Origin of the sequence: Enterococcus sp. E4-150, from assembly GCF_035726465.1 — a bacterium.
Taxonomy (GTDB): Bacteria; Bacillota; Bacilli; order Lactobacillales; family Enterococcaceae; genus Enterococcus_B; species Enterococcus_B faecium.
On record NZ_JAPRGK010000019.1, the window covers coordinates 1 to 26,438 of the forward strand.

Consider the following 26,438-nt stretch of genomic DNA (forward strand, 5'->3'; position numbering starts at 1 on the left):
GTTCAGTGTAAAATGTACTTGGGTCATGTAACGTCCTCCTGGGTATGTTTTTGTGGTTAAAAACATTGTACCGTAAAAGGGCTGTTACATGGCCTTTTATCTTTTACACAATTATATGGACTTTATCCATCAGAAAATTTTGAGGGAAAAATGAAGATTACTTATAGTTTATGAGTTAAAATAAATATTGATAACTGAATTCGTATGAGTAGATAGATACATAATGAAAGAATAATGACAATTACATAACGAAAATACGAAGGCAAGTACATTAAATAGCACAATGTTTTTAATAATAGTCGACATGGATATGATATAATTTAGAAAATTTGTTAGTGGTGGTGAAACAATACGATGCCAGATAAAATATTATTGGTAGACGATGAACAGGAAATTGCTGATTTGATCGAAGTCTACCTGAAAAATGACGGATATGAAGTACAGAAATTTTATCTTGGACAAGAAGCGTTGGACTGCATAGAAAGAGAATCATTTGATTTAGCTGTATTAGATGTGATGCTTCCAGACATTGATGGATTTAAAATCGTCCAAAAAATCAGAGAAAATCATTTTTTTCCTGTGATTATGCTGACAGCAAAAATAGAAGACATAGATAAAATAACTGGTCTGACTTTAGGTGCAGATGATTATATCACAAAGCCTTTCAATCCTTTAGAAGTCGTTGCGCGAATCAAAACACAGTTAAGACGTTTTCAGAAATATAACATTCAAGTTGATTATTCGACAGAAGAATCGATAAAAGAAATTGATATACACGGACTAATCATTAACCAAACGCTACATACGTGTACACTTTATGGGGAAACAATCTCTCTAACACCCTTGGAGTTTGCTATCCTATGGTATTTGGCCGAACGAAAGGGCGAGGTCGTTCCAGCAGAACAGCTGTTTGAAGCCGTTTGGGGAGAAAAATTTCTCGACAACAATAATACAGTCATGGCACATATCGGACGCTTGCGTGAAAAACTCAAAGAACCAACACGCAAACCAAAATTTATAAAAACTGTTTGGGGAGTGGGCTATAAAGTTGAATAAAACAGGTGATGCCAAAAATTCTTCACGTTTAAAAAAACGCTTGCTGAAACGATTAGCTACACAATTAAGTATTTTTACTGTAGCAACAATCAGTGCTTTTATGATGTTTTTTTTTGTTAGTCGCTTTTTATTCGGGCTCTATACGTGGGAATGGTCGGATAGATTCTATCAATTTGCGAAAAACCTAGAAAGAAATTATATTTTTGTCGTTTTGATTGCGTTACTAGCTGGAGGATTGGTTATTTTACTTAGAACATGGTCAAGAAGTATGGCACAGTTGGATGAAGTACTTGAAGCTTCAAGGAAACTTTATCAAAATCAAATAGAACCTCTCAAACTTTCTGAAGATCTACAGGAGTTTGAATGGGAATTGAATCAAATTCGTCAGGAAGTAGTTTTGAGTCAGCATCAAGCCAAAGAAGCGGAGCAACGAAAAAACGACTTAATCGTTTATTTAGCTCATGACTTGAAGACGCCTTTGACTTCAGTGATAGGCTATCTTACACTGTTACGAGATGAACAGGAAATTTCTTCTGAACTAAGAAAACATTATCTATCAATTTCCTTAGATAAGGCAGAAAGACTAGAAGAACTGATCAACGAGTTCTTTGAAATTGCTCGGTTCAATTTATCAAATATCGAATTGATGCCGACAAAAGTCCATCTGAAGATGATGTTAGAACAGCTAAGTTATGAATTTTTGCCTCTTTTGTCTTCCAAGCAGCTGACTCTAGAAAGTGAGTTAGAAGCTGATCTTTCGATTCGTTTTGATGTCGATAAAATGCAGCGCGTTTTTGATAATCTCTTACAAAACGCAATCAACTACAGCTATGAAGGAGCAGTGATCAAACTCTCGGCAAAAACAGATCAAGACAAGAAACGGGTTAAGATTATTTTCTCTAATCAAGGTCCAACTATTCCACCTGAAAAACTATCTAGGATTTTTGAACAATTTTTCCGATTAGACACCGCACGACAAACAAATCGAGGAGGAGCTGGACTGGGATTAGCAATTGCCAAACAAATCATTGAACTTCATGCTGGCCAATTGACTGCACAAAGTAAAGATGAAGAGACAAGCTTCACAATTGATTTGCCGCTTTCGTAGGAAAATCGTAAGAGATTCTTGTTAAATAACAGAAAATTGTCTTTGTTTTACTTGGTAAACTTACTAAGAAAAGCAAAGATTTTTTAGTTGGAGGACAAGAATAATGAAAAGATCGTATAAGACAGTAGCTGTAATCCTATTAATCGTCTTATTAGCAAGTATAGGTCTATTTTTTAGAAAGACACCACAAAAAATCCAAGTATGTGGAGAAGAACGAGATTCATGGAATCTACTACTAGTCAATGCAAAACATAAAATACCTCAAGGATACACAGTGGAGTTACAAAAGCTATCCAACGATCAAGCAGTAGACAAGCGTATATATCCTGACTTACAGCTGATGCTTGATGCAGCAAGAGCAGAAGGAATCTATCCGAAAATCGTTTCAAGTTTTCGAACGACAGAAGATCAAGAAAAAATCATGGAAGATAAAATTGCCGCCTTTCAAGAAAAAGGCTATTCCAATCAAAAAGCAAAAGAAGAAGCAGCAAAATGGGTAGCTGCACCAGGCACAAGTGAACATGAATTAGGATTAGCAGTAGATATCAACGCTGAGTCAAGTATTTCTACAGACAAAGAAGTGTATGAATGGTTAGCAGATAACGCGTATCAATATGGTTTTATCTTACGCTATCCATCAAACAAAGTGCATATTACGGGTGTTGGTTACGAACCATGGCATTATCGATACGTTGGTAAAAAAGCAGCAAAAAAAATAACCGAGGCAGGGATAACATTGGAAGAATATTTAGGGAAAACAGAATAAGTACCTCGCTTTGAAAAGATCTCGGATCCATCTGCTTCAGTCGGGGATCTTTTTTTTTACTTAAACGGCAGACCATGCTCGTTTCTTTTTTTTATCTATGATAAAATACAAGCATATCCATGAAAAAAGATTAATAAACAAGGTGGAAACAGATGAAAAAAATCGTAATCAAAGGAAACCGACCTTTAGCTGGTGAAGTAACGATCAGCGGTGCAAAAAATAGTGCAGTCGCATTGATTCCAGCTGCAATCTTAGCTGATTCCCCAGTGATCTTGGAAGGTGTGCCGGACATACAAGATGTTCATTCATTAATTGAAATTTTAGAGATCATGGGCGCAACTGTCCATTTTTCCAACAACATACTAGAAATCGATCCTCGAGAAATCGTATCGATTCCGATGCCGCACGGAAAAATCAATAGTTTGCGTGCTTCTTATTATTTTATGGGAACACTGCTTGGTAAATTTGGCGAAGCGGTAGTAGGCCTGCCAGGTGGCTGTTATTTAGGCCCTAGACCGATTGATCTACACGTCAAAGGATTTGAAGCTCTAGGTGCTGAAGTGACAAATGAACATGGTGCCATGTATTTACGGACAGAAAATAAAGGATTGCGTGGCAATCGGATTTTCATGGACGTGGTTTCAGTCGGAGCAACGATCAATGTGATGTTAGCTGCTGTAAAAGCAAAAGGACAGACAGTAATTGAAAACGCTGCACGAGAACCGGAAATCATAGATGTGGCAACTTTACTGAATAATATGGGGGCAAAAGTTCGAGGAGCGGGTACAGATGTGATCCGTATCGAAGGAGTCGAAACATTACATGGCTGTCGGCATTTCATGATTCCTGACCGCATCGAAGCAGGAACCTATCTAGCATTAGCAGCTGCAGTAGGAAATGGTATCAAAGTGAAAAATGTGATCTTTGAACATTTGGAAAGCTTTATAGCAAAATTGCAGGAAATTGGTGTCCATATGAAAATCAGCGAAGATGAAATCGAAGTTTACCCCTCGAAAGAATTAAAACCCGCAAACATCATGACCTATCCTTATCCAGGATTTGCCACAGATCTGCAGCAGCCACTTACTGCGTTACTATTGATGACTACAGGCACTTCAGAAATCATCGATACGATCTATGCGAAACGTGTGAATCATGTGCCGGAACTAGCACGAATGGGCGCTGATATTACCGTGGAAGGAAATATGATCATCGTGAATGGTCCAAATAAACTTCACGGCACAGAAGTCGTGGCTTCTGATCTTCGGGCAGGTGCTTGTTTAGTGATTGCTGGACTATTGGCAGAAGGGACAACGACGATTTACAATGTAGATTATATCTTACGCGGTTATGATCATATTATCGAGAAACTAACAGCCTTAGGGGCATCAATTGAAATGATAGAGGAAGTGGGAGCTGAATGAGCGATTATTTGACAATGGCAGAACTAGAGAACAAAACGTTAAAAGAAGTTTATAGTTATGCCAAAGAATTTAAAATTCCTTATTACAGTAAGATGAACAAAAAGGAATTATCTCTAGCTGTGATTCGTGCACAAGCAGAGAAACAAGGATTTTATTATATGGAAGGAATATTGGATATCGTTGGTCAAGATGGTTACGGTTTTTTACGGCCAATCAATTATGGACCAAGTGCAGAAGATATCTATATTTCTGCCTCACAAATCAGACGATTCAGTTTGAGAAATGGGGACAAAGTGGCAGGAAAAGCCCGTCCACCTAAAGAATCGGAACGTTATTATGGTTTGATGCACGTGGAAAGCGTTAATGGAAAAGATCCGGAAGAAGCAAAAGAACGTCCGCATTTTCCAGCCTTAACACCTCTTTATCCGCAAAGACAGCTTCAACTGGAAACAACACCGCAAAGACTATCTACCCGAATGATCGATATCTTTTCTCCAATCGGTTTTGGTCAGCGTGGATTGATCGTCGCACCGCCAAAAGCAGGGAAAACTTCTGTATTAAAAGAAATCGCGAATGGCATCACAGAAAACTATCCGGAAGTAGAATTGATCGTTCTACTGATTGATGAACGACCGGAAGAAGTAACTGACTTAGAACGAAGCGTGAAAGGCGACGTGGTATCTTCAACATTTGATCTGCAGCCGCAAAACCATACTCGAGTTTCTGAATTAGTATTGGAGCGTGCTATGCGTTTAGTCGAAGATAAACGAGATGTCGTTATCTTGATGGATAGCATTACTAGACTTGCTCGAGCTTATAACTTAGTTGTTCCACCAAGCGGACGTACATTGAGTGGCGGGATTGACCCAGCCGCATTGTATAAACCTAAGAAATTTTTCGGGGCAGCAAGAAACATCGAAGAAGGTGGCAGTTTGACGATTTTAGCGACCGCTTTAGTCGATACAGGAAGCCGTATGGATGACGTGATCTATGAAGAATTCAAGGGAACTGGAAATCTAGAATTACAACTTTCACGCGAGTTATCCGAGCGTCGGATCTTCCCAGCCATCGATATCAAAAAATCAGGTACCCGAAAAGAAGAATTATTGATGCCAAGTGAAGAATTAGAAGAAATCTGGAAACTTCGAAAAAATATGACTGGAGACTCATTAGAATATACGGAACAACTGATCCGCTTTTTGCGTAAAACAAAAAACAATCAGCAATTTTTCAAAGAATTTCAAGATGTCTCCTTTGGTAAAAAAAATCCGACCAGAAATCTGAAAAGATAATTGCAACCTTGACTAAAACATGTTAAGATGTTAATGTTGTAAATCGACAAATCAACTCTGGTTCAGCAAATGGAGCAGGGCAAAGGAGCGAAAAAATCATGAAAGAAAACATCCATCCAGATTACCACCCAGTAGTATTCATGGATTCAACAACTGGTTTCAAATTCTTGTCAGGTTCAACAAAAACTTCACAAGAAACAGTTGAATGGGAAGACGGTAATACATACCCAGTCATCCGTGTCGAAGTAACTTCTGACTCACATCCATTCTACACTGGACGTCAAAAATTCACACAAGCAGACGGACGTGTGGACCGTTTCAACAAAAAATACGGTCTCAAAGACGCAAACGCTGCGGAATAATAAAAACGCTGATAACTCAACGTTTAGCAGACTATCTGATAGGGATAGTCTGTTTTTTTATGTTTTTTTGCCAATTTAAAACTTCGTTTGATGCTGAAAAAGTCGTAGGATCATAATGCGCAAAACAATGAAAAAAATAGTATATAGCTTTGACTATCAACATGATAAAGACACCTTTTATTAACGAAATGAAAGAAGGTTATTTCGAAGTAAAAAACCATTTACCTAAAATTAGAAGCTAAGCTTTCCTTTCAAGGAAGGCTTTTTGTTTTGTTATAGACTTGCGATTGTTTGTGAGCTAGATCGTTCATTTTAATGACTTATACACGCGGATAATGGGTCTTTTTCCTCTGTTCATTCATAATATTGAACGGTACAGCTAGCGATGCTATACTGACCTCAGTTCCAAGAAAACGTTAACATTTTTTGTGGGGGAGAGGTTTTTTATGAGGTTTGATCAATTGATCGAAGAAGAACTGATTGTTTTCGATCCATCGATAGATTCAAAAGGATCATTATTTGAGCGAATAGGGGATGTGTTGAAAAAAACAAATAAGGTAAGAAATGTTCAAAAAGTCGTTAAGGCACTATTCAAACGAGAGGAGGAGATCTCCACAGGAATAGAAGATGGATTTGGGATTCCCCATGCAAAAAGCAAATATGTGAGAAAACCAGCACTGTGTTTTTTTCATACAGCCAAATTAACGGACTATAGCGGGATAGATGAAATGCCAATTGAATATATTTTTGCCATCGTAGTTCCTGAAAAATCAGCAGATATGCATCTAGAGATTCTCAGCACACTCTCCAGACGATTGATGAATGCAGATTTTAGAAAGGGAATAAAAGAAGCCACTACGCCAGCAGATATCATCAGACAGATTAGTCAAGAATGAAAATAGTAGAGTCTTTGTCCGAGTATCGATAGTGAAGAAAAAGGAGGAAAATAATCATGAAAATCGTTGGTGTAACTGCTTGCCCGACTGGAATTGCTCATACTTATATGTCGGCAGAAAAATTAGAAGTAACAGCAAGAAATCTAAACCATCAAGCAAAATTCGAAACACAAGGTGTAAAAACAGAAAATCAGTTATCTGAACAAGAAATCAAAGAGGCAGATGCAATCATTCTTGCAGTAGATAAAGAAATCGAATTGGACCGATTTGCCGGGAAAAAAGTAAAGCGTGTCTCTACAAGCCGAGCAATCAAAGAACCGCAAGTAGTAATAGACGAAGCATTGAGAGATATTGGCGTATTCGTTGTGTCTAATGAAAAAGAACCAGCTGCAAATGAGAAAAAGCCGACAATCTATAATCATTTCATGAATGGTGTGAATTACATGCTTCCATTTGTGATCGCAGGCGGAATCATCATCGCACTGAGTTTTGCCTTTGGGATTACAGCGGCTGATCCCAACTCAGCAGACTATAATGTGTTAGCAGCTGCATTTTCAAGGATCGGAGGAGATACAGCGTTTGCCATGATGGTTCCTGCGTTAGGCGCGGGGATTGCTACATCGATTGCTGGAAAAGCAGGTTTTGCCCCAGGAATTGTTGCCGGATTACTGGCCTCTACAGGTGGTTCAGGTTTTCTTGGCGGAATGATTGGTGGCGTGCTAGCAGGGTATATCTGTGATTTTCTGGCAAATAAAATCAGCGTAAAAAAAGAATTTTCTGCTATTTATCAGCTGATTGTCGTCCCCCTTTTATCGATCTTAATTATTGGGCTTTTGATGGTATTTGTGATTGAACAACCGATCACATGGGTGTTGGATGCTTTGACAAATTGGCTGAATAGCTTGGGAAATACATCCGGGCTATTGTTCGGATTACTTATCGGGATCATGATGGCAGCTGATATGGGTGGGCCGATCAATAAATCGATTTCGACTTTCTCGATCGGTTTGATGTCAGCTGGAGTAAATGCACCGATTGCTGCTTGTATGGCTGCAGGAATGACACCTCCCCTAGGTATTGCTTTAGCCACTTTATTATTCAAACATAAATTTACCAAAGAAGAACGGACTTCAGGTCAATCATGCTGGATTTTAGGCGCTTCGTATATTACAGAAGGTGCTATACCGTTTGCGGTATCTGACCCGATCCGCGTGATACCTAGTTTGATGACAGGTTCAGCAGTCGCTGCAGGGATTTCCATGGCAGTAGGAGTTACTTCAATGGCACCTCATGGAGGGATTTGGGTGATGCTAATTCCAAATGTTATGAACAATTTACCTATGTATGTCTTGGCAATTGCATCAGGTACAGTCACTACAGCCTTTATGCTTGGACTATTGAAAAAAACAGTGAAAGAGAAAAAACAAGACAAGTGGACGAAAAATGAAAATCTAACAAATGAGGTGGAAGCGTAATGTTATATACAATGAAAGAGTTATTGAAAGTGGCTAAAGAGAATCAATTTGCAGTACCAGCCTTCAATATTTGCAGCTATGATATGATGAAAGCAATCATCGAAGAAGCAGAGAGATTAGAAGCACCAGTAATCTTAGAAATTCATCCTGATGAAATCGCCTATTTAAGTGATGAGTTTGTTGCGGCAGTAAGAGCCTATGCTTATACAAGTAAACTGCCGATCGTTATCCACTTGGATCATGGCGGTACGATAGAAGATGTCTTACGGGCGATTCGAAACGGCTATTCTTCCGTGATGATCGATGCGTCTTTGAAATCATTCGACGACAATGTACAGATTACGAAAAAAGTGGTTGCGTTAGCTCATGCGGTAAATGTCTCAGTGGAGGCTGAGCTTGGAACGATTGGGAATAATGGTTCTGCTGAAGGAGGTGCTGAAACAATCATTTATACAGATCCTGATCAAGCGAATATTTTTGTGAAAGAAACAGGAATCGATACACTTGCTGTAGCAATTGGAACAGCGCATGGCTTGTATCCGAAAAACAGAACTCCAAAATTAAATATCGACTTACTGAAAGAATTGAACCAACAAATCGATCTTCCATTTGTTTTACATGGCGGTTCAGGTAATCCGGACGCAGAAGTCAGCGAAGCTGTAAAATACGGAGTTGCCAAAGTGAATTTGAGCTCAGATCTTAAAAGCGTCTTTTTCAATGCTTTGAGAGAAATATTGAGTGAAAATCCATCGATGTACGAGCCGAATGCAATTTATCCAGCAGCTAATAAAAAGGTACAAGAAGTAGTCAAACATAAAATGGAAATTTTGAACACAGTAGGCAAGGCTAGCTTATACTAAAAATAAAAATGTATGATCAAGAGGGTATGACAATAGTCTTGTCATACCCTCTTAACCACACACGATGTTCAGAAGTAGTTTTTTCGAAAAATTTCTTCTTATTTATCGAAGCCAATCACTTCTGTCACAACCTCTTTTTTCCTGTTACTATATAAAGTAAATGGGGTGATTTTATGTTGAATGAAGTGGAGAATAGACAGCAGGAGATTGTGAATTATCTAAAAAACAACCAATTTGCAAGAGTCATCGATTTGATCGAGTTAGTAAATTATAGCGAAGCCACGATTAAACGTGACCTTGTTTGTCTGGAAAAAAGTGGATTGATCCGTAGAGTTCGCGGTGGCGCCATGCTTATTGACAATCGAAAAATTGACATGCCTTACCTGATGAAGATCACCAAATTAGAAGAAGAAACAGAAAAACGTAAGATTGCAGATACAGCTTCTTCTTTGATTCGAGATGATATGGTCTTATTCTTGGATTCCAGTACAACCTCTTTACACTTAGTCAGAAACCTAGCAAGATTTGATGGTTTGCAGATCATTACGAATGGCATCGTCACAGCTGCTATGTTGAGTGAATACACAACGGCAAAAGTATCTGTATTGGGAGGGGCAATTGTTCCGAAACGAGCAACAATCAACGGTTCAAAAGCCTATAACGATGCATTGTCATATTATGCGGATTTAGCGATAATGAGTTGTCGCGGGCTAGATTTCAGCCAAGGAGTAACAGAAACTCATGAAGGAGAGGCAATGGTCAAAAAAGCTTTTAGAAAACAATCAGATCGGCTTGCCGTTTTAGTTACACAGCAAAAAATTGCACATAAATTCATGCATCAAGCCATTGCATTTCATGAAATCGATTATCTGGTGACAAGTAAAGAACTGACAAAAGAACAGTATGCGAAAGTAAAGGAACACCATATCGAATGTCTGTACGGATAAATTATTACGTGAATGTTCTAAGTGGCTTCCTCATTTTTAGATAGGACCTTATCTTTGCTCGCTTCTCTTAGCCGATGGTATAATAATGAAAAGGTTATCTTGTTAGATAATCTTACTTTTTTATCCAGGAGAAAGGAGTGCAGAAAATGAAACATGTGAAGGCGTTGGTAGTGAAGGCAATCATGATCTGGGCGATTCTGTGGGTCGTGCTGACAGGTTTATACGGTGTTAGCTTTATGGATTCAACGATTGTTGGGGTAATTATTGTAGTCATGATCTATGTGCTAGGGGATCTGTTGATCTTACGTAAAGTAGGGAACATCGCAGCGACGATCGCAGATGCTGGTTCAGCTGCAGTTATCTTGTGGCTCTATCTATATTTTATGAATGATACAGTCGATATTTGGATGAAAGTATTGATTCCTGCTCTATTGATCGGTGTGGCAGAATGGTTCTTCCACAAGTGGTTGCTAAGTCAAGGAATCGTACCAGATGAACGGAAAATGGAATAAATCAACAGTTAAACTATTCTCATCGATAAATGAAAGCTTTAAAAATAAATAGATGTTTAATTAAGAATAATCATAAACTATTTTTACTCAAAAAACCGCTCAGATCATTTTCAGATCTGAACGGTTTTTTTTATCTATTCATCAAGATCAAATTTCATTTTTCAATGATTCAATCAATTCGCCCTCTGCTTCATGACTATGTTTTCGGCCATTAACAAGATAGAGTGCTGTACATATCAATGGAATGACTCCGGCAATCACATACAATCCTCTAAATGAAGTAAGAGATTTTAGCATCCCCATCAAATAAGGACCAACGCCTAAGCCTAGGTCTAAACCAATAAAGTAGGTAGATAAAGCAATACTGATTCGATGTTCGCGGACGATTTTTAAACAAACAGCCTGTCCATTTGACATAAACGTACCATAACCTAGGCCGACTAATGCTCCAGAGATAAGCAATGTCACACTATTCGTCGTTACACTCAGTAAAAATAATCCTGCTGTTAAGAATAAATAGCTAGGATACATCACGTATTGTTCTCCTTTGACATCGAAAATCCTTCCAGTCAATGGACGTGTAAATGTGATGACCAAAGCATATACGACGAAGAAAAATGACCCAGCAGCAACTAAGTGGATTACTTTTGTATAAGAAGATAAAAATGATAAAACACTTGAATAAGAAAGCCCCATCAAAAAGGCAATTCCTGTAATGAAAAGTGCTTTCTTTTCAATAAAACTATTGATATTCCATGAGCGAAGAGATATTTTTTGTTCTTCAGATAATGGAATATTTTTTACAGGAAAGACAAGGCAGGCAATCGTAACAAAGAAGACCAGTACAATTGAAAACCAGATAATGAAACGAAAATCAGTCATATTCAGCAAAATCATTCCTAAAAATGGCCCAACAGCAGCAGCTAAACTAGTACTTAATCCATAATAATTGATGCCTTCCCCTTTTTTAGATGCAGGGATATATGCAGTAACGATAGCATTTGTAGCTGTAGAAACTGTACCGTAGCCGAATCCATTCAAGAATCGAACTAAATACAATGCCCCGATAGTTGGCGTATAAAGATATGCTAATGTTGAAAGGAGATAGAAGATCGCGCCGCCTCTTAAGGTAAACTTCCGACCAAATAGTTCTAACTGTTTCCCCATGAATAAGCGTGCCAACAATGTTCCGATGATATAGATCCCAGAAGCAAAACCTGCTTGGCTCAAGCTGGCGCGTAAGGTGTCTTGCGCAATGACTGCCATGATGACCATCAACAGATAATAAATCAGGTAGACAATAAAATTGATCAATGTGATTCCAATAAAATATTTATTAAATAATTTCTTTTCCATGTATGTTATACATTCCCCTTAAGCTGAATATGCTTTTAATTTTTGTATTTGAACTTCTACATCGTGATAATTGGATGGATAGCGATCAACAAGTTGGCGAATAAATAAATCTCTTGTAGACATAAACAGATTTAAAAATTCTTCGCATTCGTTTGTTGGATTCTCATCCACTGCTTTGATCAATTCGATCGAGTTTTGATACGCATCATTTAAAAAGACTAAAGAAGCTTTCATATCAAATCTTGTTTGATATGCTGTTTCTAATCGATTAATGATTGTGTTCATCCAGTAATTCATGTTTTTTCCCTCTATTCTTAAAAAATTTTACTTCTGCAGTATAACGAATAAAAAAAAGGAAAAAAATCGCATAAGTGATGGAAAAAGGTACTTAACAAATGTTAATATCATTAGTAAAATACCTTTGGACTTTAAAAAGTTTTAAAGTACTGTATGATCTTTTTAGATGAAAGTTTGGATGGGGGAGCATCATTGGATAGTAGAGTCTTAAAGGAATATTTGGATAAAAATGATTTTCCGATTATACGCAAAGGATATCATAAATATTTGACATTCGAAGGGATGGAAGATTCCCATACGTATATCTTGAAAGAGGGAACGGTAAAAGCAAGTGTTATTTCAAATGATGGGAGAGAATTTAACCTTCGCTATATCAAAGATCTTGAAATCGTCTCTCTTTTAAAAGACGAATATTCACAATTCATCGATTCGCCGTATAATATTCGAGTTGAATCAGAATATGCAGAGTTTTATCGAATCAATCGTGTGCGCTTTTGGCAAAATATCAACCAAGACCCAAAGCTACAACACTATGTAAAAGAGTATTACCGCTATCGTCTGCTTTATTCGATGAAAAAAATGCAGCAAATGCTATTAAATGGAAAGCTGGGAGCTGTTTGTACGCAACTTTACGAATTATATGATTTATTCGGTGTGCGGACAGAAGAAGGGATGCTGATCGATTTTTCGATCACGAATGAAGAAATCGCCAAATTTTGTGGCATCTCAACTGCTAGCAGTGTGAACAGAATTTTAAAACAACTGAAAAAAGATGGTATTATCACCGTTAAAGACCATCATATCGTTATTTTGAATATGGACTTGTTAGAAGACAATATTATCTTTTGATGAACAAAGAGGTTGTGACAGAAGTGGGCAGCTTCAAGAAATAAGAAGGAATTTCCGAAAATTGTTACTCAAATTTTTGACAAATTTCGGCTTATTTCCGAAGAAGCTACTTCTGGAAGACCGTGAATAAGAGGTTGTGAAATCAGCGTTTTGACCTGAGTATTAGAGAAACAAACGGAAAAATAGTTCCTCATATTTTGCCGTTTTTTGAGCTAATACCGAGGGTCAGCTGATTGAACACCGTTTACCAAGAGGTTGTGAGCCTGCCGTTTAACTCTGAGTCACAAGGAACAATTTCAAAAAACAGCTTTTCATGTTTGATGAATATTGTGACTTGTGACCGAGGAGTTGGTAGGAGAACACCGTTTAAGGAAGAGGTTGTGAAAAAGCTGTTCTGCATCAAGTAATAAGAAGAGCCAAGTAAAAACAGTCTCTTATGTTTTTAACTTGGCTGGACTTATCACCGTAGATGTAAGCTTTTGAACGCCGTTTATTTGCAACAAAAGGGGCTGTGACACGATTTTTGTCACAGCCCTTTTTTTGCGAACATTCATTTAGCAATTTTTAGAAACTTCTGCCGCCACCGCCAAAAGTCCCGCCACCGCTAGAATGGGTAGTACTTCCGCCACCGCCGCTTCCAGGAGGTGGGCTTTTGGGGATTCTTCTTGTCGTGACAAAAGAATTTGTCAGACGATCGGTTTTTTCAGTTAATTTGATACTGGATTTTTCTCGGAATGGATATTTGTAGATGCCTGATTTCAATTGATAACGCGAAACAGTCACAAAATAAAAGACAAGACTAAGGATAAGAGCCAAAACAACAGCTATGATGATTTCTACTGTCGTCAAAACCTTATAGCGTGTAATTTTGCCAGTTTCTTCGTCTACACGATAATGTCCTCCTGGAACTCCGTCTTCCACATATGTTGCTGATTTAGACAGGTAAGCTTTTGCAGCATTGTAATAGGCAGCATTTGTCATCTGATCATAAACATCATCTAATATCGAATCGATTCTGCTGTCAGTCAAATAATCGATCATATTACCAGAAGTCGAAATGTAGATTTCACGCTGTCCCATATCTAATAGCAATACTGAGCCATTTTGATCATTTCCGACTGCGTCTCTTAAGTAATTATCAGCAAAGTCTCTTGGTTCTTCTGAATTAGATGTAGTCGTTACGATCAAGACTCGTCCTTTGATTTTTTCATTCAGCTTTTCTGCCTGTTGTTCCAAAGATTGGATTTGATCTGGTGTAAATAACCCAGCCTCATCATTTACCGTAGCTGTATCTGCATGAGTAGCCACCGGCCAGCCAACACTTACTAGCAAAAGAAAGAATAAAAAAAATTTTTTCATCATATCAAGTAACCTCCGATCAGAAAGAGGATCGCTAGCCCAGCGAAAATCCCAAGAGCGGTCAGTCCCAATTTTTTCTGGCTGATCGGCAGGACACCGCTGACCTTTCCTGTTTGTCCATTCATTGCATAGTAGTAGACTTTTTTACTTGAGTCATTGCTTCGATAAGTAACAAGCCATACCGGCAGTAATACGTAATTATTTACTTCGTTTGTGATTGAAGCAGAAGTTCGCACACTGGTCAATGTTGTATATCCATTTGCGGTATCTTTTAACAGCTTCTCTGAATAGTCTTTTAATTCAGATTGAATCTGTGATTTGATTGCCTCATATTCGATATCTCTTTTTTCTGCTTGGAACCCGGCTAAATACTGGCTTTTAAAATCAATTGCTTTATCTAACGGGAAAGGTTGCACGCCTTCAACCATCTTTTGTTGCGTATTTTTTGATAAGGCATTTTTTACTAGTTCTTTAAAAGAAAGCTTGCCTGCTCTTGAAACAGCAAATTGCTTCGTTTCTGTGTATTCGATGTCACCTATCCGCCATATGCGGATAACTGTACCATTCGCCTGCATGGCACCATCTACTTCAGCATCTGTAGCCCAATAAGGGAAATACACACCTGTCAATTTATCGATTTGATCCTTATTGAAAAAAGCTTTGGGAACAAACCATTTTTTCTTGGTCCAAGCGAGAAATCTGTTGATTGCTTCTTCTTTCTCGACAGCAAAAGGAAGTACTTTATTTGGCAAGAATTCTCCGCTTAAACGTCCCGATAGTACGACGGGATTATGGCAGTAGTAACAATAAGTCGCAGCAGTTGTCGCATCAGTCACGATCTCTGCACCACAGTTGGGACAAAGAAAAAGATCCATCGCTGCGGTATTATCTGCAGATTCGTCCGCTGTATCTGAAAAACCGCCTGCCTCGTCAACCGCTTTGCGCTCGGCTTCATTCATATCGGCAAGCTGTTCTTGGGCTGTAAAAGTAAAATCTTCGGTAGGTGAAGGTTCTTCTTTGCTTTCTTCGCCAGCCATACGCGCTTCTTTTTGCTTTTGCTCATATTGGCTGACTTCTTCTTCTGTATAGATATTCAGGCAGTATTCGCAATGAAATTTTTGGTCTTTGGGATCAAAAGTCAACGGACCGCCGCAATTAGGACATTTATGTGTAAGAACATCCATCAGCTGCACACCTTTCTAAATAAATTAATCAACGGGGATTCCTTTAAACGGTTTACCACAGTTTGGACAGAATTTAGGGATGCCGTTGGAAAGATCCACGATCTCATTGCATTCACTGCATCGCATTTGTAGCTTAGGCTGAACGTTTTCTACAGGTTTGGCAGCTCCGCAGTTGGAACAGAATTTTCCGGAATTTTCTGTCCCGCAAACTGGACATGTCCAAGTATCCGCATTTCCTTGTGCAGTTTGTTGATTTTGTTTTTCTGCTTGTTGTTTGATTTGTTCTTGGTTATTTTGAGCTGCTTGAGAAAGATAAGAACCATTTGCATTCATTCCCATACCTACACCCATAAAGCCGGTCATTGCTCCTGCTTCATTTTTTCCGGCTGCTTCCATACCACGTGCAATGGAACCTTGCACGTATCCTTCACGTACGCTAGGATCACCTAGCATCGCCCCTTCGTTACGCATATTGATCAGTTTCACAGAATCATCGGTGTAAGAAATGCTGGCTACAGCCACAGAAACAATCTCCATCCCACGTAATTCACGCCAAGAATCATCCAATGCAGTATCCATGTATTTGCTTAATTCCAAACTCTTAGATGGTACATAAGAAATCCGTTGACCATCTGCAGACATCTGATTGATTGCTGATTGCAGCGCTGTTAGGAATTCAGCTAAATACTGCTCATTGATATCATTGATTTCCACTTGTGTTTTGTTTTTAGGGATTGCGTTTGTATAAAATAAAATCGGGTCAACGACATGAATAGAATAAGTGCCATGTGCCCGTAAGAATAATTCTGCGTTATAGAAATTGTCAAAGTAGTTCAACGGCGCGCTTGTACCGAATTTGATTCCCTTTATTTCTTGGAGATTGATATAAAAAACTTGTTGTTTCTGCGGTGTGACGCCGCCAAATTTAAATCGGTCAAAAGTTTCAGCAATTGCTTCTTTCAGTGTTCCGTTGAACATGGAAGGAGCTGCGTCATTTTTAATGGTGTAATAACCTTCCTCAGCGGTATAATCGATGATTTTTCCACCATCGACCAAAAGCATCATCATGTTTGGATAGACATGGACGACTGTTCCGTCTGTTAAAACATCTTCTGTTCCTTTACGATTGGAGCCACGTTTGTCATCTTTGCGGACTTTGACACCTTTTGTCATGACCGTTGTATCACTCATATTGTCTGGTTCGATGACTTCTAGCCATTGATCTGCCAGACCGCCGCCAACCATACTTGTTGCTGCTTTGATAAGACCCATAAAAAATTCCTCCTCTGATTCAGCTAATGCCAAACAATTATTGTTTATTTATTATACCATAGGAAGATGTGAAACTTCTCGGACTAGAGACGGAATTGAAATGGAAAATTGCGTATTGTTTAAATACCTGAAAAAGCCGAGAAGGATAGTAGTTTTTTTACCTAATATCACGTATAATAAGAGATAGTGAATTTTTTAAAAAAGGGGGATCCTTATGGCATATCAAGCACTTTATCGAGTCTGGCGTTCGCAGCGTTTCGAAGACATCGTTGGACAAAAAGCTGTGACACAGACACTAAAAAATGCTATTGTTTCCCACAAAACCTCACATGCCTACTTGTTTACAGGACCCAGAGGAACCGGAAAGACGAGTGCAGCAAAGATTTTCGCAAAAGCAATCAACTGTCCGAACAGTAAAGACGGTGAGCCATGCAACGAATGCGAAATGTGTCGATCAATTACTGCTGGTACGCAAGAAGATGTGATCGAAATCGATGCTGCCAGCAACAACGGAGTCGAAGAAATCCGATTTATCCGTGATCGGGCAAATTATGCGCCTACAAAGGCAGCGTACAAAGTGTACATTATTGATGAGGTACATATGCTTTCAACAGGAGCTTTCAATGCCTTGTTGAAAACATTGGAAGAGCCAAAAGAAAGTGTCATATTCATCTTAGCAACGACCGAACCTCACAAAATACCAGCTACGATCATTTCACGGACTCAGCGATTTGATTTTAAACGGATCAATACGGCAGATATTGTCGAACATCTTGAATTTATCTTGAAAGAATCGACTATCAGCTATGAACCAGCTGCATTGAATGTGATTGCCCGTTCTGCAGAAGGCGGGATGCGGGATGCATTGAGTATTCTTGATCAGGCAATCTCGTTTAGTGAAGGAACAATTACTTTAGATGATGCCATGCAAGTGACAGGTAGCTTAACTGACGAAATGATGGACAGTTACTTGAGCGCTTGCGTGAAAAAAGAAGTACCAGAAGCATTGGAAACATTGAACCAAATTCTCGCAGCCGGCAAAGAATCACGTCGCTTTCTAGAGGATATGTTACAATACTGCCGTGACTTGCTGATGTATCAGCAAGCACCTAACCTAGTTGAGGAACAATCGAGTACGATCAGAAGTACATTTACAGAATTGGCACAAACTGTTTCAGCGGATCAGCTGTTTTCAATGATAAAGATTTTGAGCGATACTCAAAATGAAATTCGTTTTACCAATAGTGCCGCTATTTATTTGGAAGTCGCTACAGTCAAACTTGCACAGCTACCGTCTGCTTCTGTTCCTTCAGCAGATGTATCATTTGCAGATGATCAGATAGTAAAACAGCTACAACAAGAGATTAAGGAACTAAGAAACGAAATCAAGAAACTACGCAGTAATACAGGAATTGAGAATACAAAAGTACAGCCGGTACAGCAAACAAATCATAAAAAACAGACAAGTACCTATCGTGTACCGACGGAACGAGTATATAAAGTTCTGCGGGAAGCGACAAGACAGCATCTGAACCAAGTAAAAGAAGTATGGGAAGACTTGCTGATGAGTCTATCTGTCACTCAGCGAGCAATGCTTAAAGCAAGCGAACCAGTTGCAGCTGGACCTACAGGACTAGTGATTGCGTTTGATTATGAGATTGTTTGTCAAAGAGCAGCAAATGACGAAGAATTGCAGCTTTCGGTACACAACAACTTAAGCCGAATGATCAAAGATTATGCGCCTGATCCTGTTTATATTACAAGAGAAAGTTGGCCAGAACTTCGAAGAAATTATTTGACGCAGGCACAAGAAGAGGGAACAGAAAACTCTTTTGCTTCTGAAGACTCAGAAGGAGAAATCGAGTTGCTTCCTCAAGAACAAGAAGTACCAGAAGAAACACTTGTAGTAAAAGCAGAGGAACTGTTTGGCTCCGAAGCTGTTACAGTGGTAGATGATTAATAAAAAGGAGTAGATAATTATGATGCGTGGAATGGGCAATATGCAAGGCATGATGAAACAAGTACAAAAAATGCAAAAAGAAATGGCAGAAGCACAAGAGCTGCTAAATAAAACAGAGTTTACAGGTAAAGCCACCAATGAATTGGTCAAAGCGGTTTTTACAGGCGATCGTCGCATGAAAGATATCCAAATCAATGAAGAAGTCGTTGATCCTGATGATATCGAGATGCTTCAGGATCTTGTCGTAATGGCAGTCAATGATGCGATCGCACAAATTGATGTGGAAACTGAGAAAAAATTAGGGAAATACGCAAAAGGTTTGCCAGGATTTTAGTTTTAAACTGAAGGAGTAATGAATATGCAATATCCAGAACCAATTGCGAAACTGATCGACAGCTACATGAAACTTCCAGGAATCGGTCAGAAAACAGCGACAAGACTCGCCTTTTATACGATCGATATGAAAGATGAAGTAGTAAATGAATTTGCTAAATCTTTGTTAAGTGTAAAACGCGATTTGCATTTTTGTAGTATCTGCGGAAACATCACAGAAGAAGATCCCTGCGAAATATGTAGAAATCCTTCACGTGATCGAAGCGTTATCCTAGTGGTCGAAGAGCCGAAAGATGTAATGGCAATGGAAAAAATGCGAGAATATCACGGACTTTATCATGTTCTCCATGGTGTGTTATCACCGATGGAAGGGACAGGTCCAGAAGACATCAATATTTCTTCTCTGTTGCAGCGGCTGCATGATGCAGATGTAAAAGAAGTGATTATCGCAACAAATGCAACAACAGAGGGAGAAGCAACAGCTATGTATCTCTCACGTCTGATCAAACCCGCAGGTATCAAAGTGACTCGTCTAGCACATGGTCTGTCTGTAGGTTCTGATATCGAGTATGCAGATGAAGTTACTTTATTGAAAGCTGTCGAAGGAAGACGTGAGTTATAAATTTCTAATTAAGTGTTTTTTCAGATACAATATAAAAGCAGCACAAGAGATGGGGGCAACAATGTGAACGGACTATTTATTACAATCGAGGGGCCTGATGGTGCAGGAAAAACCAGCATCTTGAATGAACTTTACCCTCTTTTGAAAGAAGTAGCAAAAACAGAAATCATTCAAACAAGAGAACCAGGAGGCATTCCGATTGCTGAAGAGATCCGAGCAGTGATCCTTGATCCAAAAAATGATCGGATGGATGAACGTACGGAAGCACTGCTTTATGCAGCGGCAAGAAGACAACATCTAGTCGAAAAGGTTCTGCCTGCTCTGGCAAAAGGGAAAATCGTTTTATGCGATAGATTTGTCGACAGTTCTCTTGCTTATCAAGGTGCAGGCCGACGCATCGGCGTTACCGAGATTGCTCGGTTGAATGAGTTTGCTACAGAAGGTACTACGCCGGATTTTACCCTTTATCTTGACGTAGATTCAGACACCGGATTAAGAAGAATCAAGAAAAACAGACAAAATCAAATCGACCGTTTAGATTCAGAAGGTTTGGAATTCCACCAGCGTGTACGTCATGCTTACTTAAAGCTGGCAGAAGAGAATCCGGAAAGAATCCACAAAGTTGATGCAAGAAAAAGCTTTGAAGAAGTGCTGCAAACAAGTTATCATACAATTATTGAACAGTATCCGCAATTTTTTGAAAACTAGGAAGGTGAACGTTTATGAAAATTATTTTAGCGATTATCCAAGACAAAGACAGCAACCGTTTATCAAATGAATTGATTGATGCAAATATCCGTGCCACAAAACTATCATCGACAGGCGGCTTCCTTAAGGCTGGAAACAGTACGTTTATCGTGGGTATTGAAGATGACCGTGTAGAAGAAGCATTGGAAATCATCAAAAAAACGTGTGAATCAAGAAAGCAATTTGTATCTACACCTGTTACACTGGATATTTCGATGGATGGGGGCGTCCCTTATCCAGTAGAAGTAGAAGTAGGCGGTGCCACAGTCTTCGTCTTACCTGTTGAAGGATTCCATCAATTTTAGGAGGAGCTGAGCTATGAATCAAGAAATAAACTTGGCTCAAATGCAACCGATCGTGTATCAGCAGCTTCAACGGAGTTTTGAGCATGGGCGTATCGCTCATGCTTATCTTTTTGAAGGGGAGAAAGGAACAGGAAAACATGAAGTAGGTATATGGCTTGCACAGCACCTGTTCTGTACCCAAATGAAAGACAATCTGCCTTGTGGAAAATGCAACAATTGTCAGCGGATCGAAAAGAAAGAACATCCAGATGTTTTGGTTATTGAACCGGAAGGACAAACCATCAAAGTCGATCAGATCAGACGTTTGCAGACGGAATTCAGTCGCAGCGGTTACGAATCAAGAAAAAAAGTTTTTTTGATCAAAGAAGCTGAAAAAATGAATAGCAGCGCGGCAAACAGTTTGTTGAAATTCTTGGAAGAGCCCCCTGGAGATTTTTTAGCGGTGTTAGAAACAGATGCAGTAGGAAGAATTCTCCCTACTATTCAATCTCGTTGTCAAGTTCTGCATTTTCAAGAACTTTCGAAAGAAGCACTGATCCATCGATTGCAAGAAGAGCAGATTCCATTGGAAAAAGCAAAACTTTTGGCTTTCTTAACAAACAGTTTAGGAAAAGCAGTTGAAATCTCTCAAGATGAATGGTTTAATGATGCTAAGGACTTGATTTATCAATGGTTCGTTTACTTGCAAAAGCAAGATACTCAAGCCTTTATCTATGTCCAAAAAAAATTGGTAAAATCATTTAAAGAAAAAACACAACAGTTTACAGGATTATCTGTCTTGATGTTTTATTATCAGGAAGCACAGCGTCAAGCAGTAGCAAACGGCGAATATGGCAAAGTGAAACAGATAAACCAGATAATTGAACGGATATTGATCGCAGAGCAGAAACTACGCAGCAATGTCAGTTTTCAGGCTGTTGCGGAACAGTTCGTTTTGCATACGATTTTTTAGCTTGCCGTAAAGGATGATGATCAAGGAGGATGGAAATGGTAGAAGTAGTAGGTGTCCGATATAGAGATGCAGGTCATATCTATTATTTTGCACCAGGAGACTCTGAATATGTTTATAATGACAAGGTATTAGTCGAATCTCAGCAATCCTTACATATTGCTACTGTTGTCCTTCCTAAAAAAGAGATTGATCCCAATGACCTTCCTGAAGCTATCCGTCCGATCTTGCATAAAGCGTCACAAGCTGAATTAGAAAAAGACAAAAAAAACAAAAAAGATGCTTATGATGCATTGAAAATCGCAAAAGAAAAAGTGCAGTTGCGTGAGTTGGAAATGAAAATGGTCAAAGCCGAATACACATTTGATCGAAATAAATTGATTTTTTCTTTCACGGCGGACGGGCGAATTGACTTTAGAGAATTGGTAAAAGATCTGGCCGCTGTATTTCGTACTCGTATTGAGCTTCGACAAATTGGTGTCCGCGATGAAGCAAAGATAATAGGCGGAATTGGTCCATGTGGGCGTCCATTATGCTGTTCTTCTTTTTTAGGCAATTTCGTGCCTGTATCAATCAAAATGGCAAAAGATCAAAGTTTATCTTTGAATCCAACAAAAATTTCCGGTTTATGCGGACGCTTGATGTGCTGTCTGCAATATGAGAGCGAAGAATACGAGACAGCGAAAAAAGAACTCCCTGACTTTGGAAAAGTAATTGCTACACCTGATGGTAAAGGGAAAGTCGTAGGGTTGAATCTGCTTAGCCGTATCGTTAGTATTCGGCTGACTGGACGGGAAAATCCTGTCGAATATGAATGGGATGAATTGAAAGAATTTATCCAAGTAGGTGAGATGAATGGATAAGAGATCATTATACGACGGATTGAATCAATTAGAATCAGAGTTGAGAAATACATTAACAGAACTTGTTGAAATGAAGCATGCTTTGCATGAGATCGTAGAAAAAAATACAACTTTGGAGATGGAAAATCAACGTCTGCGGGAACACCTGCGGGAATTGAACCAAGTTGCACAAGCTCCAGCTGAAAATGTGAAGCAGGAACTTTCTAAGTCTCGTATGAATCTTGAAAAAATTTATGAAGAAGGATTCCATGTCTGCTACGATTTATATGGATCAAGAAGGGACAATGACGAGCCTTGTGCGTTTTGTCTAGAAGTGATCTATCGCGAAAGCGGTCGATGACCAATAACAAGAGGAGACTGGAGCGGAGAAATACTGCTCCAGTCTTTTTATTAAGGAGATTGTGACAGATGTATAATCAAAAAAGTTTCAAGGGAAATCCGGTATATGGGGATTTATATCTTGTACCGACGCCAATTGGAAATTTAGAAGATATGAGCTACAGAAGTGTTCGTATGCTGCAAGAATCCGATCTTATCGCAAGTGAGGATACGCGTAATACACAAAAGTTATTGAATCATTTTGAAATCCATACACCCCAAAAAAGTTTACATGAACATAATTATAAAGAACGTGTCCCTCAATTGATTGCTTTGTTAAAAGAAGGAAAAACGATTGCTCAAGTCAGTGACGCAGGAATGCCTTCCATCAGCGATCCTGGACATGAGCTAGTTTTAGCCTGCATAAAAGAAGGGATTTCTGTGATCTCTATCCCAGGACCTACAGCTGGGATGACGGCTTTGATTGCTTCAGGGCTAATGCCTCAACCATTTTTATTTTATGGCTTCCTTCCACGTAAGAAAAAAGAACAGAAAGAAACATTGAAAAAGCTAAAAGAACAGACAGCTACGCTGATTTTTTATGAGTCACCTTATCGGATCACTGCTACATTGACGAATTTCTTAGAAATTTTTGGAAATCGCCAAGTCGTTTTGTGTCGGGAATTGACAAAGGTCCATGAAGAATACCTTAGAGGAAGTACGGAAGAGCTACTCGCTTATATCGAAGAACATCCAGTAAAGGGTGAATGTTGTCTGCTTGTAGAAGGGAATTTGTTCGAAACGCCAGTGACGGAAGTTGATGAAGAGTTGGGAACGTTAAAGGAACAAGTAGAAGCAAAGATCGCTTCAGGCGAAAAACCAAATGCTGCTATCAAAGCAGTAGCGCTGAAAAATGGGCTGAAAAAACAAGAAGTCTACCGTCAGTACCATGAATTAGACTGAGATAGTATAAGTTGTCTATAATGAAAGACTAATGGGGAAATCAGCTACTAACTTTTCAAATCTCTTGAACGCGAACGAATGTTCTTGTATAATAAATAAGAGGTGAGGATGATGGAGCTGCAATTTCCTTTACATAATGATACATCAAGAAAAATCATTCATATTGATATGGATGCTTTTTTCGCTTCGGTTGAAGAACGAGATCATCCTGAGTTTCGCGGACATCCATTAGTAATTGCCAGACACCCCAGTGACACTGGTGGGCGTGGAGTAGTGACTACAGCAAATTATGAAGCAAGAAAATTCGGAATTCATTCAGCAATGAGTGCACAAAAAGCGTATGAGCTTTGTCCGCAAGCCATCTTTAAGCCTGGCGACCATCATAAATACAGCGATATTTCCAAACAAGTACGGGAAGTATTCTATCGTTATACAGATATTGTGGAACCAGTTAGTATCGATGAAGCGTATCTTGATGTGACCGAAAATAAAATCAATTGCAAGTCAGCCATCAAAATCGCCCGAATGATCCAAGCAGATATTTGGGAGAGTGTCCAGCTAACATGTTCTGCGGGAGTAAGTTACAATAAGTTTTTGGCCAAATTAGCATCAGACTATCAAAAACCTAGAGGAATCACGGTAGTTGCCCCTCAAGACGCTGTGCCATTTTTAAAAGCTTTGCCAATTGAAAAATTTCATGGGGTAGGGAAGAAAACTGTACCTAGAATGCATGAGCTAGGGATTTATACAGGAAAAGACCTATATGAATGCACAGAAATGATGTTGATTCGAAATTTTGGAAAAATGGGCTATTCTCTTTATCGTAAAGTCAGAGGAATCCATGATTCTCCAGTAAACGTTACAAGAGAGCGAAAATCTGTGGGAAAAGAGCATACTTATGGGCAGCCGTTGCAAACGGAAGAAGCAGTGCTGACTCAGTTGCGCCAACTAGCTGAAAAAGTAGAAGAAGCACTGAGAAGAGTCCAAAAACATGGGAAAACAGTAGTTTTGAAGGTCAGGTACACGGACTATTCTACTGTGACCAAAAGAGTGACATTGCCAGAATATATCTATAAAAAAGAAGCACTCTTTTATCAAGCAAGCCTTATATGGGAGGAAGTCTTGGGAGTAGAAAAAGGGATCCGATTGTTAGGGATTACTTTGACGAATCTGGACCCGATGACTTATGAAAACATCGTCCTTCCATTATGGGAAAATCAAGAAATATAAAAACAGCTTTGAGAGTTGAAACCGGAAAACCGTTTTCTCTCCCAAAGCTGTTTTTATATTAAGTCTTGCTTTTTGATTTGTTCATAGGTTTCTGTTGCATCCGTACATTTTCCCCAAATCACAACTTGATTGGATTCTAAAGATTTTTGGACGTCAATGATCCGCTGGTTGCTACTTCCACGAAATTGTAGTTTTAGGTCACGTTTGCTTAAGTCAAAGCGTCCGTCAACAAGGATATCGATTTGCGAAAGGAGTTCTAATTTATCTTCTGAATCTTGTAGCAATTCATCAAAGGTATAGCCTGTCCATGACCAGATATCTTTTGTCGTACCGAACTCTTTTCGGATACGTCGTACGACTTGCAGACAAACATCTGTATTCAAAAAAGGCTCGCCACCAAGTAAAGTTAATCCTTGCACGTAATCGTTGCGCAAGTCAGAAATGATTTGTTCTTCTAATTCAGGTGTGAATGGTTTGCCATATCGGAAATTTTGTGCAGCTTTGTTGAAGCAGCCTTCGCAGGCAAATAAGCAGCCACTAACGTAAAGACTGTTGCGGACACCTTCACCATCGACAAAATTAAACGGTTTGTAGTCAGCAATATAGTTTTGGCTGTAGTCTTTTGCTAACCATTCTTTTGGTTTTGGATTTCTCATAAAAAAACTTCTTTCATTTAAGGTTCAAAGATATAGCTATTGAAGATAAAATCTACTCGACCACATAAATAAGAACAAACTGACCTAAATCCATTATTCAAGAAAGCTTGTTCTTATTTTGATAGAGGGCGTTCAAAGATACAAAGCCATCGAAAGAGGGTGGTGAAAAAAGACTTGTCATAGCCTCTTATTCTGAATAAACGGTGTTCAAAAGCTTGCATCTGCAGTAATAAGCCCAACTAAACGAAAAATATGAGGAGCTATTTTTGTTTAGCTGTTCTTATTACTTGATGCAGACCAGCTTTTTCACAACCTCTCCACTAAACGGTGTTCAAAAGCTTGCATCTGCGGTAATAAGCCCAACTAAACGAAAAATATGAGGAGCTATTTTTGTTTAGCTGTTCTTATTACTTGATGCAGACCAGCTTTTTCACAACCTCTCCACTAAACGGTGTTCAAAAGCTTGCATCTGCGGTA

At 39.0% G+C, this 26,438-nt stretch carries 28 protein-coding genes; 22 read left to right on the forward strand and 6 right to left on the reverse strand.

Annotated features, from left to right (window positions below; genetic code table 11):
• The first annotated feature begins 354 nt into the window (after positions 1-354).
• From vanR to OZ002_RS11955, 11 genes are all read left to right on the forward strand, one after another.
• Positions 355-1,056: a VanR-ABDEGLN family response regulator transcription factor gene (vanR, locus tag OZ002_RS11905; RefSeq protein ID WP_002325445.1), complete on the forward strand. Its 702-nt coding sequence runs from the start codon at positions 355-357 to the stop codon at positions 1,054-1,056.
• Entirely contained in the window at positions 1,049-2,164 is a 1,116-nt protein-coding gene (locus OZ002_RS11910) for a sensor histidine kinase (RefSeq protein ID WP_002299677.1), read from the forward strand. The genes vanR and OZ002_RS11910 overlap by 8 nt, the downstream gene beginning before the upstream one ends.
• Before the next feature lie 103 nt (positions 2,165-2,267).
• The gene (gene ddcY / locus OZ002_RS11915) at positions 2,268-2,930 is read left to right on the forward strand and encodes a D-alanyl-D-alanine carboxypeptidase DdcY (protein WP_002301484.1); all 663 of its coding nucleotides are present in this window, start codon (positions 2,268-2,270) and stop codon (positions 2,928-2,930) included.
• Positions 2,931-3,082: 152 nt separating this feature from the next.
• Positions 3,083-4,354 (forward strand): UDP-N-acetylglucosamine 1-carboxyvinyltransferase, encoded by a 1,272-nt coding sequence (locus OZ002_RS11920; RefSeq protein WP_002299679.1) that lies wholly within the window; start codon positions 3,083-3,085, stop codon positions 4,352-4,354.
• Entirely contained in the window at positions 4,351-5,646 is a 1,296-nt protein-coding gene (rho, locus tag OZ002_RS11925; protein ID WP_002290332.1) for a transcription termination factor Rho, read from the forward strand. Before OZ002_RS11920 ends, rho begins: the two co-directional genes overlap by 4 nt.
• Before the next feature lie 98 nt (positions 5,647-5,744).
• Positions 5,745-6,008 carry a type B 50S ribosomal protein L31 gene (locus tag OZ002_RS11930; RefSeq protein WP_002290330.1) on the forward strand — a complete coding sequence of 88 codons (264 nt, stop codon included), beginning with the start codon at positions 5,745-5,747 and terminating at the stop codon, positions 6,006-6,008.
• A 446-nt stretch (positions 6,009-6,454) separates the two neighbouring features.
• Positions 6,455-6,904 carry a PTS sugar transporter subunit IIA gene (locus OZ002_RS11935; RefSeq protein ID WP_002332112.1) on the forward strand — a complete coding sequence of 150 codons (450 nt, stop codon included), beginning with the start codon at positions 6,455-6,457 and terminating at the stop codon, positions 6,902-6,904.
• A gap of 56 nt (positions 6,905-6,960) precedes the next feature.
• The gene (locus OZ002_RS11940) at positions 6,961-8,379 is read left to right on the forward strand and encodes a PTS fructose transporter subunit IIC (RefSeq protein ID WP_002294052.1); all 1,419 of its coding nucleotides are present in this window, start codon (positions 6,961-6,963) and stop codon (positions 8,377-8,379) included.
• Complete coding sequence (locus OZ002_RS11945; protein ID WP_156249184.1) at positions 8,379-9,239, forward strand: ketose-bisphosphate aldolase; 861 nt, start codon at positions 8,379-8,381, stop codon at positions 9,237-9,239. Before OZ002_RS11940 ends, OZ002_RS11945 begins: the two co-directional genes overlap by 1 nt.
• A gap of 173 nt (positions 9,240-9,412) precedes the next feature.
• Positions 9,413-10,186, forward strand: coding sequence for a DeoR/GlpR family DNA-binding transcription regulator (locus OZ002_RS11950; RefSeq protein ID WP_156249183.1), 774 nt, complete (start codon positions 9,413-9,415; stop codon positions 10,184-10,186).
• Positions 10,187-10,332: 146 nt separating this feature from the next.
• A complete protein-coding gene (locus OZ002_RS11955) occupies positions 10,333-10,698 on the forward strand; it encodes a DUF2512 family protein (protein WP_002289228.1) in 366 nt (121 codons plus the stop codon).
• A 147-nt stretch (positions 10,699-10,845) separates the two neighbouring features.
• Here the strand turns inward: OZ002_RS11955 and OZ002_RS11960 are convergent, their stop codons facing one another.
• Together OZ002_RS11960 and OZ002_RS11965 are read right to left on the reverse strand one after the other, a co-directional pair.
• Positions 10,846-12,054, reverse strand: a complete 1,209-nt coding sequence (locus OZ002_RS11960) for an MFS transporter (RefSeq protein ID WP_002332108.1) — start codon at positions 12,052-12,054, stop codon at positions 10,846-10,848.
• Positions 12,055-12,072: 18 nt separating this feature from the next.
• Positions 12,073-12,351, reverse strand: coding sequence for a hypothetical protein (locus tag OZ002_RS11965; RefSeq protein ID WP_002289230.1), 279 nt, complete (start codon positions 12,349-12,351; stop codon positions 12,073-12,075).
• 192 nt (positions 12,352-12,543) lie between these two features.
• On the opposite strand from OZ002_RS11965, the gene OZ002_RS11970 reads away from it, so the two are divergent.
• Positions 12,544-13,200 carry a Crp/Fnr family transcriptional regulator gene (locus tag OZ002_RS11970; protein WP_002289231.1) on the forward strand — a complete coding sequence of 219 codons (657 nt, stop codon included), beginning with the start codon at positions 12,544-12,546 and terminating at the stop codon, positions 13,198-13,200.
• A gap of 564 nt (positions 13,201-13,764) precedes the next feature.
• Here OZ002_RS11970 and OZ002_RS11975 read toward each other — a convergent pair.
• Genes OZ002_RS11975 through OZ002_RS11985 form a run of 3 tightly spaced genes read right to left on the reverse strand, consistent with a single transcriptional unit; the run spans position 13,765 to position 17,015 of the window.
• Positions 13,765-14,562: a TPM domain-containing protein gene (locus OZ002_RS11975; RefSeq protein ID WP_156249182.1), complete on the reverse strand. Its 798-nt coding sequence runs from the start codon at positions 14,560-14,562 to the stop codon at positions 13,765-13,767.
• Positions 14,559-15,743 carry a hypothetical protein gene (locus OZ002_RS11980; protein WP_002325451.1) on the reverse strand — a complete coding sequence of 395 codons (1,185 nt, stop codon included), beginning with the start codon at positions 15,741-15,743 and terminating at the stop codon, positions 14,559-14,561. The genes OZ002_RS11975 and OZ002_RS11980 overlap by 4 nt, the downstream gene beginning before the upstream one ends.
• Before the next feature lie 24 nt (positions 15,744-15,767).
• The gene (locus tag OZ002_RS11985; RefSeq protein ID WP_002294044.1) at positions 15,768-17,015 is read right to left on the reverse strand and encodes an SPFH domain-containing protein; all 1,248 of its coding nucleotides are present in this window, start codon (positions 17,013-17,015) and stop codon (positions 15,768-15,770) included.
• Positions 17,016-17,229: 214 nt separating this feature from the next.
• Between OZ002_RS11985 and dnaX the strand changes: the two genes are divergently transcribed.
• From dnaX to dinB, 10 genes are all read left to right on the forward strand, one after another.
• Positions 17,230-18,975, forward strand: coding sequence for a DNA polymerase III subunit gamma/tau (gene dnaX, locus OZ002_RS11990; protein ID WP_002332106.1), 1,746 nt, complete (start codon positions 17,230-17,232; stop codon positions 18,973-18,975).
• Positions 18,976-18,994: 19 nt separating this feature from the next.
• Positions 18,995-19,309 carry a YbaB/EbfC family nucleoid-associated protein gene (locus OZ002_RS11995; protein ID WP_002292337.1) on the forward strand — a complete coding sequence of 105 codons (315 nt, stop codon included), beginning with the start codon at positions 18,995-18,997 and terminating at the stop codon, positions 19,307-19,309.
• A 24-nt stretch (positions 19,310-19,333) separates the two neighbouring features.
• On the forward strand, positions 19,334-19,930 hold the full coding sequence (gene recR / locus OZ002_RS12000; RefSeq protein ID WP_002296223.1) for a recombination mediator RecR: 597 nt from the start codon (positions 19,334-19,336) through the stop codon (positions 19,928-19,930).
• Between the two features lie 63 nt (positions 19,931-19,993).
• Positions 19,994-20,638, forward strand: coding sequence for a dTMP kinase (gene tmk / locus OZ002_RS12005; protein ID WP_002294039.1), 645 nt, complete (start codon positions 19,994-19,996; stop codon positions 20,636-20,638).
• Positions 20,639-20,652: 14 nt separating this feature from the next.
• A complete protein-coding gene (locus OZ002_RS12010) occupies positions 20,653-20,982 on the forward strand; it encodes a cyclic-di-AMP receptor (RefSeq protein ID WP_002292340.1) in 330 nt (109 codons plus the stop codon).
• A gap of 13 nt (positions 20,983-20,995) precedes the next feature.
• Entirely contained in the window at positions 20,996-21,934 is a 939-nt protein-coding gene (gene holB, locus OZ002_RS12015) for a DNA polymerase III subunit delta' (RefSeq protein ID WP_002288071.1), read from the forward strand.
• 35 nt (positions 21,935-21,969) lie between these two features.
• Positions 21,970-22,794 (forward strand): PSP1 domain-containing protein, encoded by an 825-nt coding sequence (locus OZ002_RS12020; protein WP_156249181.1) that lies wholly within the window; start codon positions 21,970-21,972, stop codon positions 22,792-22,794.
• Positions 22,787-23,134, forward strand: a complete 348-nt coding sequence (locus tag OZ002_RS12025) for a DNA replication initiation control protein YabA (protein ID WP_002288076.1) — start codon at positions 22,787-22,789, stop codon at positions 23,132-23,134. Before OZ002_RS12020 ends, OZ002_RS12025 begins: the two co-directional genes overlap by 8 nt.
• A 68-nt stretch (positions 23,135-23,202) precedes the next feature.
• A complete protein-coding gene (gene rsmI / locus OZ002_RS12030) occupies positions 23,203-24,075 on the forward strand; it encodes a 16S rRNA (cytidine(1402)-2'-O)-methyltransferase (protein ID WP_002298874.1) in 873 nt (290 codons plus the stop codon).
• A gap of 108 nt (positions 24,076-24,183) precedes the next feature.
• Positions 24,184-25,305 carry a DNA polymerase IV gene (gene dinB / locus OZ002_RS12035; RefSeq protein WP_002391657.1) on the forward strand — a complete coding sequence of 374 codons (1,122 nt, stop codon included), beginning with the start codon at positions 24,184-24,186 and terminating at the stop codon, positions 25,303-25,305.
• A 53-nt stretch (positions 25,306-25,358) separates the two neighbouring features.
• Here dinB and nrdG read toward each other — a convergent pair whose 3' ends face one another.
• Entirely contained in the window at positions 25,359-25,961 is a 603-nt protein-coding gene (gene nrdG, locus OZ002_RS12040; protein WP_002332102.1) for an anaerobic ribonucleoside-triphosphate reductase activating protein, read from the reverse strand.
• Positions 25,962-26,438: the final 477 nt, after the last annotated feature.